We start from the raw sequence: 12,162 nt of genomic DNA, 5'->3' as shown, positions 1-12,162 counted from the left end.
GGGGGGCGGAGAGCCTGGCGGCTCTTGAGTTGGGCCTGGCGGCCCAACTCCCGCCTGACGGCGGGAGACTGGCGCGGCGTCATGCCTGGCGGCATGACGGGGGTTGGGTAGGGGCTGGCTCCCTGACGGGAGCCAGGGGCAGGAGGGGGTTGGGCCTGGCGGCCCAACGTGGGCTGTCGTCAGCTCCGGCCTGGCGGCCGGAGGGTGGTGATGTGTCATGCCTGATGGCATGACGGGTTGGGAAGGGCCCCCTTCCCTGTCGGGAAGGGGTGTCTATGGGGCGCCTGCCGGCGCCTTGATGTCGTATGGGTTTGTTGGGCAGTCATTTGATTTGGTGCCCTCCCCTGGCGGGGAGGTGGACTGGGTGTCGCTGGGCTCGGGGGACGCACTTTTGAGCCCCGCCCATGAACAGGGCGAGGACTCTGAGTCGTGTGCTCAGGTGATCAGCCGGACGGCAGCACCTGACGGTGCTGCCGTCTGCTGGCCGAGGAGCTACGAAGAGCCAGGAGACCGTCGGCTTCTGGGCGGGGCGAGAGTGCATGCCGGTGGGTGCCGGCCAGCTGTCAGTGGGCGCGCCATACTGCTTGGATGGTGTCCACACACGATGCGTCTGGACGGCGTCGCCTGGGTGGGCAGGCACGCATGTGAGGGATGGTACTGCGCGGCCGCCGCGGTCTGGTCAAGCTCTTGCCGAGCGGCTCTGGAGTCGCTCAGGCGCGGACGTAGTCGGGGGCGCCGGACCAGCTCTCGTGGGACAGCCCGTACCTGGTGCATCCGCCACGAACGTCGGGTCTCCCGAGCGAAGTGGGGCCGTGTGAGCCCGGCTTGTGTCAGTTGGCGGGTTCGTCGGCTGCGGGCTCGTCGAAGTGGACGGTGCCGTCCTCGTCGAGGCGCGGGTGGAGCGCCGCAGGGGTGTGGGTGCTGGTGTCGGAAGGCCGTGGGCTTTCCGGCCCGTCGGGGCCCCATCGCAGCAGTCGTCGTGAGCGGGCGATGCGGTAGACGGTGCCGTGGGCCTCGACCTCGTCGCAGCGGCCGGCACGCAGCCTGTCCGCGGCTTCGGCGAATTCCTTGAGCGCCGCAGCTGCCTTATCGGTGGTGCCAGTGGCCGGGTGACGGGCGTCGACGGTGCGATCGGCGTCATAGGGGATCAGGCCGCGGGTGCGCGGTTCCATCCAGGTCAGGGCGAAGTCGAGGATTCGGCGGGCGTGGTGGGCGGTGGCTTGCAGGCCACTGCCCGGCGACCAAGAGCCGCCGCCGGATCGCTCGACGATAAGGAACGCCGCCGGCATCAGCAGGACATCCGGATGGCTTTCCACTGCCCGTGCGGAATCGGTCAGGACCGGGTCGGGGAAGCGGATACCGCTGTAGGCCAGGGGGCGCAGGGCGACTCGCTCCGCCGCCTGCAGCGGGGACAGGGGAGCATCCGGGTCCAGGACGAGACCGGCGTCGACACGCGGACTACGGGCGCCGGAACTCCAGTCGCGGGTGAGGGGCTCTGGGTCGGTGGGCCGCGGCGTTTCGATAGCGCCGAGCTCGTCGACGGCCGCGTACTCCTCGGCCCGCACGACGCGATATCGGGTACCCAGTACGGTCAGCTCGTCGACGGGCTCCTTCTCCAGACGGGCGACCCCCGCCAGCAGTGCCCGGCGTTCCTGGCGGCTCTGCGCCTCGTCCTTCGCCTGGAACCAGAGCAGGGAGTTCAGCGCATCCCGGGCCTGCTGCGGACAGCCGTGGGTGACCTCGACGACCACCCGCCACCGCCGCCTGCCGTCCTGGTCTTGTGCGGCAACGCCGAACAGAGGGCCTCGTACCGCCAGACTCGTGTGGCGTGCCGCTGCATCGAGGGCATCAGCCTCCATCGCGGCCTCTACCGGCTCCACCGGAACCCTCACCACCACCGGCCACTCCCCCGGCCCCGCGTCCTGATCGCTCATGCCACCATCGTCGCGGCCCCGGCGAGCTCACATCGCAGATTCCTCAAATCTCCACCTCGGCCTTGGGCCGAGAGGGCATACCTGGCGCTAGGGCCTGTTGCGAAAGTGGATCTTGATCGTTGATGATCACCTGCTGTGGGGCGTGGGGATCTGACGAACGGCCAGTGGGCCCGGCTTGAGCCGCTGCTGCCGCGGGGCATCAAGCCGGGCCGGCCGCAGGTGTGGACACGGCGGCAGCTGATAGACGGCATACGGTGGCGGACACGGACCGGCGCCCCGTGGCGCGATGTGCCTGACCGGTATGGCCCGTGGGACCGGGTCTATGACCTGTTCCGGCGCTGGCAGCGGGACGGCACCTGGGCTCGGATCGTCGCCCAGCTCCAGGCTCAGGCCGACGCGAAGGGCCTGATCACCTGGGACGTGAACGTCGACTCCACCGTCTGCCGCGCTCACCAGCACGCCGCTGGAGCGGCGAAAAGGGGGATCTTCAAAAGGAGCCGCCCGGCGGTCTCGTCGCAGAGCCGGCTGACCACGGTCTCGGACGCTCCCGAGGCGGGCTGACCACCAAGATCCACCTCGCCGTTGAGCAGGGGCAGAAGCCTCTGTCGGTGGTGATCACCGCCGGGCAGCGCGGAGATTCCCCGCAGTTCGAGCCCGTGCTTGAGGCGATCCGGGTGCCGCGTCTGGGAGTGGGGCGGCCCCGCAAGCGGCCGGACCGAGTGCGGGCCGACAAGGCATACGACTCCAGGAAGAACCGCTCCTATCTGCGCAAACGCGGTATCAAGGCAACGATGCCGGTGCCTGCGGACCGGGTCCGCAACCGCAGCAAGCTCGGCTCCCGCGATGGTCGGCCGCCGAAGTTCGACAAGACCGACTACCGCGAGCGACACGCAGTCGAGTGCGGAATCAATCGACTCAAGCGCCACAGGGCAGTCGCCACGCGATACGACAAGCTCGCCGTCCGTTACGAGGCAACCGTGCTGGTCGCAGTCCTCAACGAGTGGCTGTGACCAACGTCTTCAGCCTGCTCAAGTATGCGGAGCGCGTCGGCAGCCGCTGGTGACAGCATGGTGTGGTCCTGCAAGTCGGCCAGAGGAATCCACGCCACCGCGTCGGTGGAGCCGTCGATCTCGGTCACCGCCAGCGCCCCGCCCTTGAGGACAACGACGTAGAACAACGCCGTGAGGCTCCAGCTCACCCCATTCCGCCGGACCGCGTAAGTCCGCGCGTCGAGCAGACGAGCATCAGCGAGTTCAAGCCCTGTCTCCTCCCGGAGTTCACGGGACAAGGCCTCCACAGGCTGTTCGCCCGGGTCGATTCCGCCGCCTGGCATGTGCCACAGACCCGGTGTGAAGACTGGCGAGGCGTCCGACAGTCGGATCAGCAGCAGCCGACAGTCCTCCACCGCGATTGCGTACGCCGAAACACGGGTCTGTACGTGATCGTCCACGGTTCCCGCCCCTCCCTACACGAAAGCCGACAGGCGGGAACCCTAGCGTCACCAAGATCGACTTACGCAACAGGCCCTAGCTGCTTCCCTGCGGGGCGTTGTTCGGGGCTGTCCGAGTACTGTCCGTCCCCGGTGGCAGCCTTTCTCTCCCCCGCCGCTGGCACCCGGTTTACCCTCACACATGCAGGAGCTGGGATCGTGAATCACCGACCGGGAGACACCCACGTGCACTGCTTCTCCCACTGGCACCCCCACGTCTTCGCGGCCCGCAAGGAACTCTCGTGCGACGCGACATAGGTGCCGTTTAGCGTGGCTTCCGCCGAGGAGGCCCTACAAGCCAAAAAGGCGGCCTTCGACCAGCTCGCCTTGTCCCTAAGGCTGGAAGTCCTCAAGATCCGTGACATTTGAACCAAAAAGCCGGTACCTCAGCAGACTTGGCGGGACACGCCTGGTGTCGGCGTGTGTCTGCTGACAACCCGCCCGCTCGTCCCGTGATCGCGTTGTCAGCACCTCATGCCAGGATCCGAATGAACACGCGGACGCAGGGAGCGCAATATGGGGACCCAGGAGGCCGGCCCGTTCGGCGACGGCACGGCCATGAGCATAGGCGGCGCGGCTTTGAAGGCCTGGACATCGGCGTCCCGGACACCGCCCGCCCCTGACAGGTTTTTCGAAGGGCCGCCGCTGTCCGTCGACTGGGTCGACCACGTCGACACGGACCCCATACGCGCGCTGGAGATGCTGGTCCTCGGCTGGTACCCGGCCGAGGAGACACCTCTGGACCCCGAAGCGCCCACGGACGACGTCCTCGCCCTTTTGCCGCCGTCGCTGGCCGCGTTTCACCGTCTGGCTCGCGTACGCCCCGCCCTGTACCGCTTCAACCACCCAATGCTCCTGCTCCCCCGGCACGTCGCGAGGCCGGACGGTGGCCGGCTGGTCTTCGCGGTGGAGAACCAGGGATGCAGGGACTGGTGTATCCCCTGGCCACCTGAAGGCGGTCCGGGAGACGCAGACCCCCCGGTCTGGCTCACCGAAGACCCCTACGGCGACGACGACCCGGAGACGATCCTCGAAGCGGAACCCCTCAGCCGCTTCCTCCTCCAGTTCACCCTCGATCAGGCATCCGGCATCGCGCCCTACAACGCCTGGACCTACGTCATGCCCACCGAACGCCTCGAACCGCTGTGGAGCTCCCTGCGCCCGGTCCCCCTCAGCCCCTACATGCCCACCTACGAAGGCCACCTGTTCTACACGGGCCCTGGCCTGCTGGCCAGCATCAGCGCCGACGAGACCGAAGCGGTCGCCGCGTTCGGAGCACGCCACCGCGAGGCCCTCGCTTCCCTGAAAGCCTACGACTTCCCTTGGATTCGCTTCGACGCGTAACACCGGCGTCCGCTGTCCTTGTTCCTGTCCGCTCTCGACGCCGGCGGCACACGGTGCTGTGGGCTGTGGTAGGGCGCGTACGGCGACCACGTCGGCGGCCGCGCCATGTACGTGTATGCGTACGCCGCGCAGCTTGCCTTCGGCCAATGGACACCCTGGACCGCGACCCCTGTCGCGCCACACGATCACCTCGCTGACGGACGATCCGTCAGCGACGATGCGGCGTCTGGTGTCCGAGGCATCGCCATGGCCGGAGTAGCAACCTTCGGCCATGGCGCCAAGGGCTACACACGACCTCGGGGTGAACTACCTGGCTACTGATCGATGATCTCGGACGGGTTGAGCTCTTCCATCGTGTCGGCATTGACGAGAACGGCACTGGGCGCTGTTCGTCGGTACTGAGGGTGGGATTCCAGCAGGACACAGTGTGACGGCAGGGCCTGCGGGCATGGCCACAGCAACTCCCTCACACGAACATGGTGTCGTGGGTACGGTTCTAGTGACGAATCTGTACGGACAGACCGGCGCACCCCGCACGGGCGTCCGACGGCTGGGGAGGTGTCCTGATGCTGGAGGAAGCCGAGGAGATCGGTCGGCGTGTCCGCAGGGCGAGGCTGCGGCTGGGGATGCCGCAGGCCGATCTGGCGGCGGCCCTGGGGAAGTCGCAGGGCTGGGTGTCGAAGATGGAACGGGGCCTGATCGAGCTGGACCGGGTCGGGCTGCTCAACCAGATCGCCGCCGAGCTGCACGTCCACCCGAACGACCTGATCGGACGGCCGTACAGCAGTTCCCCGGAGGACAACCAGTGGCAGGTCGCTGCCTCGTCGATCCTGCGTGAACTGCGCCGCTACGACCTCTCGCCAGTCTTCGACGGGACGCCGAGGCCTGCCTCGCAGCTGTGGCGGGAAGTGACCCGTCTGCACCGGCTCCGGGACACCGCCTCGAACGTGGCGATTCTCCGCGTCCTGCCGGATCTATTCCGCGAAGCGCGGGCCCTGGCCGAGCTCTCGGAGGGGCACGAGCAGGAGGAGGCGTACGCGATCTACGCGGTGTGCTGCAAGTTCGCCCACACCGCCGCCCACTCCCTCGGCCATCCCGAGCTGGTGGCGATGGCCTGCGAGCGGGCCGCATGGTCGGCACGCCTTTCTGGGGATCCCGTGCTGCCGGCGGTCGCGGACTGGATGCGGGTCTGGGACATGTGGGCCACGGCCGACTGGGCGGACGCACTGACCCTCTCGGACAAGGCGATCGGGTCGGTGCAGCAGGCATACGAGCACGGCGAGCCGCTGGCCGTACGAGCCTGGGGCACCCTCCAGCTACGGGCGGCGGTCTCGGCCGCCCGCGCTGGCCGCGCCTCGGAAGCCGAGGACCGAATCGGGTACGCGAAGGATGCGGCTGAGCGGATGGACGCGTACGCAGGGGCGCCGGTGTACGACCGGCACTCGCTGACGTTCTCCGCCGGGAACGTCCAGATCCACGCGATCAGCGTGGCCCTGGAGATGGGCGAGCAGGGCAAGGCCCTGGAGATCAACCGCCGTACCAGCCCCGATCTGGTCGGCGCACTCCCCAACTCCCGTCAGGGGCACCACCACATGGACATCGCGCGAGCGTGGCTGTGGGACGGCAATCGGGACAAGGCCCTCGGCGAGCTGGAGACTGCCGAGCGGATCGCGCCCCAGCTCGTACGCAACCACCCCATCGCCCGCTCCACCCTCCGCAGCATCGTCTACGCCGAACGGGCAGCCACCAGGGAGAAGTTGCGGCGCATGTCCGACCGCTTCCACCTGGACGGATAGGGGTCGTATTCCTCCGGCTCATATTCGATGGCTGGGCCGTCCCTAACTTCGGGGCATGACCGGACGACGCTCTGCCCATCTCCCCTCCCAGGGATCCGAGTTAGGAACGGCGGCTCCCTTCTTTCCTCAGCTCGGTGACCTCGCCGCCGACACCGCCCGCCAGGGCCGGGTCGGCGTCGTGGTGACCCTCCCCGGCGAGGACTCCTCCACCACCTACCACCTGCGCCCACCCGGCGGCGGCCCCGCCTGGTCCGCCCCGGCGGACGGCACGACGCTGCGCCCGGTGCCGGCGCAGGCCACCCACGCCACGCTGCTGCCCGGCCGCGACGCGGTCTACGACCCGCGTGCCCGCCAGGGCTCGGTGCCCGTGGAGATCCACTTCGAGGACGGCTCGACCCGCGAGGGAGCCCTCGTCCTCACCTCCGTCGAGCTGGAGCGCCTGTACGCGCAGACCAGCCGCCTCCTCGACGCCCACGAGAACGTCCTCGGCGGCACCTCGTGAGCAGGGCCCGGCACCGTACCCCTCGCTCCACGCCCTTCGTACGGGCGGACCGCAGCGGCCGGATCGCCCTGACGTTCCTCGCCTTCGCCGGCCTGGCAGGGCCCACCTGGTCGCTGCGTTCCCAGGCCGGCCAGCTCCTTGATGCCACGGTCCACCGTCTGGTCGTGGCCGCGCCGGACATCGCTTCGGCGCCCCTCTCCACCAGCCGCTGAACAGGGGAACGCGCGGTGACCGGCCTCGCCGACCGTGCCGCCCTTGGACCACACCACCCCGACCACCTGCGACCAGGAGGTTCTGATGGATCTTGCCCCCGCCTGTACGAGAGGCATCGATGCCGTCACCGTCCGCCCCGGCAGCCCGCTCGCCGGGACGGTCCGGGTGGACGGCTCGAAGAACGCGGCGCTGCCGTTGCTGGCCGCCGCCGCGTCCCTGGGCCGCGGTGTCCGCCTGTCCGGCGTCCCGGCCAGCGTCGACGTCCAGAGGATGCTCGGCCTGCTGGAACAGACCGGTTACCGCGTCGTCCGCCCGGTCGCCGAGCCGGGAGCCGTGATCGTGGCGCCCAAGGAGCATCCCGCCACCGCGCCCGACCTCACCGAAGCCGCCCGGATCCGGGCCTCCTACTACCTGGTGGCGCCCCTCCTTGCCGCCTACGGACAGGCGGCTCTTCCCTGGCCCGGCGGCTGCCAGATCGGTGATCGCGGGATGGAACTGCACTTCACCGTCTATGAGGCGTTCGGCGACACCGTCCTTGTCGACGATTCCGGGTACCGCGTCCTGGCCGCTGATCAGCCCCGCGACAGGGTCGCCCTGACGCTGCCGTTCCGCTCGCGGGGAGCGAGCATCGCCGCGATCTGCCGGACGGTCGTGGCCGGCAGCCACCTGGAACTGGGCAATCCCAACCTGTCCCCGGAGACCACGGGGGTACTCGCCGCCTTACGGTCCGCCGGATGGACGGCCCACGCCCACAGCCAGAAGATCACGCTGGCCCCACCACCGGGCGTCCCGGCCGGAACCGTCGCCTGGACGGTCCCCGGCGACAAGATCGAGGCGGGCACACTGGCCTGCGCGATCGCCGCCACCGGCGGCGAAGGCCGTATCGAAGGCGTCAACGGGACGGACCTCAAGGTGCTGGCCGGCCTGCTGGACTGGGCCGGCGTTCCCGTCACCCTCGCCCCCGACGCCATCACCGTCCACCGGGCCCGCACCGTGAGCGGACGGCCGCTGCGGGCGGTCGCCTCCCTGGCCCCGGACGGCCTGGACGCCGACTTCGAGCCCGCGCTGCTGGCCCTGGGCCTCACGCTGCCGGGCATCCACATGTTCGCCGACGACATCAACCCCGGCCGCCACGGCAACCTCCTCCCGCAGCTCGCCCGGCTCGGAGCGGTGATTGAAGAGCTCTCGCCCACCCGCTGCCGCCTGACCGGACCCCAGCGCCTGACCGGCACGACGGTGAAGGCCACCGACATCCGCACCGGCTCCACCCTCCTGATCGCCGGCCTTACCGCCCGGGGCACCACCACCGTTAGCGGCCTCGACCAGCTGCGCCGCGGCTACGCCGACCTGCCCGCCAAGCTCCGCGCCCTCGGCGCCGACCTCACCGACGTACCGCGATGAGCAGGACGTACGGCCAGATCGCGGCCACCACCGACCTCCACTCCGCCCTCGACCAGGCCCACAGACTCCTTCCTCACCTGCATGCCCTCAAGGAGACCTCGCTCATCGCCGACTGCGGCGACTTCTTCGAGGGCACCGGCTACTACCGCCTGGGCAGGGGCGCCATCGAGCGGGAGATCCTGACGACGCTGTACGACGTGCTGGCGCCCGGCAACCACGGCTGGCCCCACTACTTCGAACCCGGTCTGCGCGAGATGACGATCTGCTCCAACGCCGTCGACGCCGCCACCGGGCAGCCGCTGTTCGACCGCCTCCGCGTCGTCGACGTGCTCGGCCGCCGGGTCGCCGTCACCGCGGTCATCGGCGTCAGCGCGTTCCGCACCATCCCCGCCAGCCAGCGGGCGGGGCACCGCGTCACCGACCCCGTGACCGCGTTGCGCGAGCTGATGCTGGAGCACCACCACCACGTGGACTCCTGGATCGTGCTGTCCCACTCCGGCTTCGACGAGGACCTGGGGCTCGCCGGCGCCTGCCCGTTCGTGGACGTCGTCTTCGCCGGCCACTGCCACAGCGACACCTACGGGCCGGTGCACGTCGGGGACACCCTTGTGGTCAAGGGCCGCGAGCTGGCCGGCGGATACGCCGCCGCCGAACCCGTCGGCTCCGGCTGGGCCGCCCGTACTGCCGTCTTCCCCGCCCCCGCAGCGGTCCCTGACGTCCTCTCCGCCCTGGACGAGAAGATCGCCTCCGCCTGCCGGATGCTCGCCGCCCACCTCGGCACCGTCAACGAGCCCTACCGCGACGCCGTTCTCGACCGCCACCAGCTCCTGATGGACATCGCCTCCCGGCTCCACACCGGCCTCGGCGCCGACGCCGTCATCCTCAACGACACCGCCCTGCGGCCCACCCGTCTCGGCGACATCCTCACGCTCGGGGACCTGCTGGCCATCGAGCCGTTCGACAACCAGCTCGTCCACGCCTTCCTCCCCGACGGGCACGCGCAGGACCCGGACGGCCTGCTCGCGTACCTGACCGAGCAGACCGGCCCGCTGGCCATCTCCCCCTGGCCCCTGCCCCAGGGCATTCGGTCCGTGCTGACCACCGGCTACCTCGCCGACACCCATCTCGGTGGCCGCACCCACCAGGCCGGTCTCCGCCTCGGCGAGGTCGTCCGCCGCATCATCACCACCCCGCTGCCCGAGAAGGAGGAGGGCGTCCGATGATCCTCACCGGCCCCGAGATCACCGCCGCCGCCCGCGACGGCCGCCTCACGATCAGCCCGTTCGAGCCGGACCAGGTCAACCCCAACAGCTACAACGTCCGCCTCGGCCCCACCCTGCTGACCTACACCACCCCGGTCATCGACGCCCACCAGCCGAACCCGACCACCACGGTCGAGATCGGCGAGGACGGATACGTCCTCCAGCCCGGTGAGCTCTACCTCGGCCACACCCTCGAACAGGTCGGCTCCGACACCTTCGTCCCGCTGCTGTTCGGCCGCTCCTCCGTCGGCCGGCTCGGCCTGTTCGTCGAGATCACCGCCCCCATCGGCGACATCGGCTTCCACGGCCAGTGGACCCTGATGCTCTCCCCCATCCGCCCCCTGCGCGTGTACGCTGGCATGAAGATCGGGCAGATCATGTTCTTCGTCTCCACCGGTGACGTCGACCTGTACGCGGGCAAGTACCAGGCCGCCACCGGCCCCCAGCCCTCCCGCTACTGGCGCGACGCCGCCCGCATCGGGGCGGTCGCCTCGTGATCCTCACCGGCCCCGCGATCACCGCCGCCGTCCACACCGGCGAGATCACCATCGACCCGTACGACCCCGCCCGCGTCTCCCCGAACGCCTACGACTGGCGCCTCGGTGACACCCTCCGCGTCTGTGCCGGCGACCTCGACGCCGCCGTCCCCACCACCTACACCGAGCAGAGAATCCCCGTCACCGGCCTGGTCCTCCAGCCCGGCCTGCTCTACCTCGGCGTCACCCACGAGCGCACCGGCTCGGAGACGTACGCGCAGATGCTCAACGGCGACCGCACCATCGGCGCCCTGGGCATCTGGGTCCACGTCTCCGCCCCGCTCGGGCACCAGGGCCACGCAATCCGCTGGACCCTGGAGATCCGTGCCGCCCGGCCCGTCCGTGTCTACCCGGGCATGACGTTCGGCAAGCTGGTCTTCCTGGCTGCCCAGGGCGCGCCGGCCAGCTACCAGCAGCAGTCGGCGAAGTACGCCGCCACCGACGGCATCGAAATCTCCCGCCTCTACGAGGAGATCGGCGGAGGCCGCCGATGAGCCCCGACCGGAATCCGCTGGTCGCCACCTTCCTGGACCTGCCCGCCGGCAGCCCCGGCGGCAGCGTCGAACTCTTCCTCGACCTCTACACCGGCGAAAAGCCCCTCATTCCCGCAAGGGCCTTCATGCTCGCCCCGGCCGGGCCCCGTCCCCGGACACCGGCCGGCCTCGACCTGCTCAGCACGCCCGGCAAGTGCCTGGAGGGCCCCGCCTTCCACCGGTACGTCGCCCACCTGCGCCAAGCACTGACGGCCGCGATCCACTCCACCCAGATCGACGTCCTGCACCTGCAGCACCTCGCCTTCGGCGCAACCCCCGCCCTGATGAGGGCCCTGCCCGCGCACCCCCGCATCGCCCTGGTCCACGGCACCGATCTGCTCTTCGCCGAAGCCCACCGCGACCAGCTCCAGGTCCTGCGGGCAACCGCCCGGGCCGCCGACGCCATCGTCGTCCCCACCAGCGCCATGGCCGACCACCTCCTCAAGCTCGCCCCGCAGACCGACCGCCACAAGATCACCCACATCCCCTGGGGCATCCCCGACCGGCTCCTCACCCACCCGCCCCTCCGCACCACCCGCCCGGCAAAGAGCCACCTCCGCCTGTTGTACGCGGGCCGGCTGACCGCCGAAAAGGGCGTCGAGGCCCTGATCCGGAGCGTGGCCCCGCTCCAGGGCGTCGAGTTGTCAATCGCCGCCCCCAACGCTCAGTTCCGTGCGGTGGCTCCTCTGCTGCGACGGGCCGGAGTGAAAGCCCGCTATCTGGGCTGGCTCCGCCGTCCTCAGTTATGGAAGACCTTCGCCGAACACGACGCACTCGTCATGCCCTCCACGACGCTGGAGGCCATGGGACTGGTCGCCCTGGAAGCCCAAGCCTGCGGCCTCCCCGTCCTCTACCAACCTGTACCTGGCCTCAGCGAAGCCCTCGCCCGCTCCGGTATGGCCACCGACTTCGCCCGTCCCTCAGCGCTCACCCGGGATCTGAACCGACTGCGAACCGAACCCAGTCTCCTCCCCGCCCTCAGACAAGCCGGGCACGCCAACGCCGCCCGGTACCCCCTGTCGAAGACCGCTCGAGAACTAGCCGACCTTGGCTGCCGGCTCATCTGAGAACCGGTCGGCCGGGCATTGGTCCTGCGGCCACTGGCACGCCGTTGCCCGGCTCGACCGGCCCACGTCACTACGCTGGCTGCTG

The 12,162-nt window shown here is 69.9% G+C and carries 12 protein-coding genes; 10 read left to right on the top strand and 2 right to left on the bottom strand.

The window, feature by feature from the left end:
* Window positions 1-830: 830 nt before the first annotated feature.
* Window positions 831-1,934, bottom strand: a complete 1,104-nt coding sequence (locus HHL19_RS19080; RefSeq protein WP_169091107.1) for a DUF5954 family protein — start codon at window positions 1,932-1,934, stop codon at window positions 831-833.
* Window positions 1,935-2,069: 135 nt separating this feature from the next.
* On the opposite strand from HHL19_RS19080, the gene HHL19_RS19075 reads away from it, so the two are divergent.
* A protein-coding gene (locus tag HHL19_RS19075; RefSeq protein WP_169091105.1) for an IS5 family transposase occupies window positions 2,070-2,944 on the top strand; the annotation gives its coding sequence in 2 pieces (ribosomal slippage) (window positions 2,070-2,414 and window positions 2,417-2,944; 873 coding nt in all).
* Here the strand turns inward: HHL19_RS19075 and HHL19_RS19070 are convergent.
* A complete protein-coding gene (locus HHL19_RS19070) occupies window positions 2,899-3,384 on the bottom strand; it encodes an NUDIX domain-containing protein (protein WP_169091103.1) in 486 nt (161 codons plus the stop codon). The genes HHL19_RS19075 and HHL19_RS19070 overlap by 46 nt on opposite strands.
* A gap of 555 nt (window positions 3,385-3,939) precedes the next feature.
* On the opposite strand from HHL19_RS19070, the gene HHL19_RS19065 reads away from it, so the two are divergent.
* From HHL19_RS19065 to HHL19_RS19025, 9 genes are all read left to right on the top strand, one after another.
* On the top strand, window positions 3,940-4,767 hold the full coding sequence (locus HHL19_RS19065; protein ID WP_169091101.1) for a hypothetical protein: 828 nt from the start codon (window positions 3,940-3,942) through the stop codon (window positions 4,765-4,767).
* Between the two features lie 566 nt (window positions 4,768-5,333).
* Window positions 5,334-6,563: a helix-turn-helix transcriptional regulator gene (locus HHL19_RS19060; RefSeq protein ID WP_169091099.1), complete on the top strand. Its 1,230-nt coding sequence runs from the start codon at window positions 5,334-5,336 to the stop codon at window positions 6,561-6,563.
* Between the two features lie 55 nt (window positions 6,564-6,618).
* The gene (locus HHL19_RS37420) at window positions 6,619-7,065 is read left to right on the top strand and encodes a hypothetical protein (protein ID WP_240981674.1); all 447 of its coding nucleotides are present in this window, start codon (window positions 6,619-6,621) and stop codon (window positions 7,063-7,065) included.
* Complete coding sequence (locus tag HHL19_RS19050) at window positions 7,062-7,277, top strand: hypothetical protein (RefSeq protein ID WP_169090141.1); 216 nt, start codon at window positions 7,062-7,064, stop codon at window positions 7,275-7,277. Before HHL19_RS37420 ends, HHL19_RS19050 begins: the two co-directional genes overlap by 4 nt.
* 85 nt (window positions 7,278-7,362) lie before the next feature.
* On the top strand, window positions 7,363-8,679 hold the full coding sequence (locus HHL19_RS19045; protein ID WP_169091098.1) for a UDP-N-acetylglucosamine 1-carboxyvinyltransferase: 1,317 nt from the start codon (window positions 7,363-7,365) through the stop codon (window positions 8,677-8,679).
* Window positions 8,676-9,902: a metallophosphoesterase gene (locus HHL19_RS19040; protein WP_169091096.1), complete on the top strand. Its 1,227-nt coding sequence runs from the start codon at window positions 8,676-8,678 to the stop codon at window positions 9,900-9,902. Before HHL19_RS19045 ends, HHL19_RS19040 begins: the two co-directional genes overlap by 4 nt.
* On the top strand, window positions 9,899-10,438 hold the full coding sequence (dcd, locus tag HHL19_RS19035) for a dCTP deaminase (RefSeq protein WP_169091094.1): 540 nt from the start codon (window positions 9,899-9,901) through the stop codon (window positions 10,436-10,438). Before HHL19_RS19040 ends, dcd begins: the two co-directional genes overlap by 4 nt.
* Window positions 10,435-10,971 carry a deoxycytidine triphosphate deaminase gene (locus tag HHL19_RS19030; protein WP_169091092.1) on the top strand — a complete coding sequence of 179 codons (537 nt, stop codon included), beginning with the start codon at window positions 10,435-10,437 and terminating at the stop codon, window positions 10,969-10,971. The genes dcd and HHL19_RS19030 overlap by 4 nt, the downstream gene beginning before the upstream one ends.
* Entirely contained in the window at window positions 10,968-12,077 is a 1,110-nt protein-coding gene (locus tag HHL19_RS19025) for a glycosyltransferase family 4 protein (protein WP_169091089.1), read from the top strand. Before HHL19_RS19030 ends, HHL19_RS19025 begins: the two co-directional genes overlap by 4 nt.
* The last annotated feature ends 85 nt before the right edge of the window (window positions 12,078-12,162 follow it).

The organism is Streptomyces sp. R302, from assembly GCF_012927245.1.
Classification (GTDB): Bacteria; Actinomycetota; Actinomycetes; order Streptomycetales; family Streptomycetaceae; genus Streptomyces.
Note: the sequence above shows the minus strand (reverse complement) of the source record. Positions and strands in the feature narration are given on the sequence as shown.

Bases quoted from the DNA above. Each gene is read 5' to 3' on its own strand.
- HHL19_RS19060 (WP_169091099.1), top strand. From the start codon at position 5,334: ATGCTGGAGGAAGCCGAGGAGATCGGTCGGCGTGTCCGCAGGGCGAGG.
- HHL19_RS19065 (WP_169091101.1), top strand. From the start codon at position 3,940: ATGGGGACCCAGGAGGCCGGCCCGTTCGGCGACGGCACGGCCATGAGC.
- dcd (WP_169091094.1), top strand. From the start codon at position 9,899: ATGATCCTCACCGGCCCCGAGATCACCGCCGCCGCCCGCGACGGCCGC.
- HHL19_RS37420 (WP_240981674.1), top strand. From the start codon at position 6,619: ATGACCGGACGACGCTCTGCCCATCTCCCCTCCCAGGGATCCGAGTTA.
- HHL19_RS19045 (WP_169091098.1), top strand. From the start codon at position 7,363: ATGGATCTTGCCCCCGCCTGTACGAGAGGCATCGATGCCGTCACCGTC.
- HHL19_RS19040 (WP_169091096.1), top strand. From the start codon at position 8,676: ATGAGCAGGACGTACGGCCAGATCGCGGCCACCACCGACCTCCACTCC.
- HHL19_RS19025 (WP_169091089.1), top strand. From the start codon at position 10,968: ATGAGCCCCGACCGGAATCCGCTGGTCGCCACCTTCCTGGACCTGCCC.
- HHL19_RS19080 (WP_169091107.1), bottom strand. From the start codon at position 1,934: ATGAGCGATCAGGACGCGGGGCCGGGGGAGTGGCCGGTGGTGGTGAGG.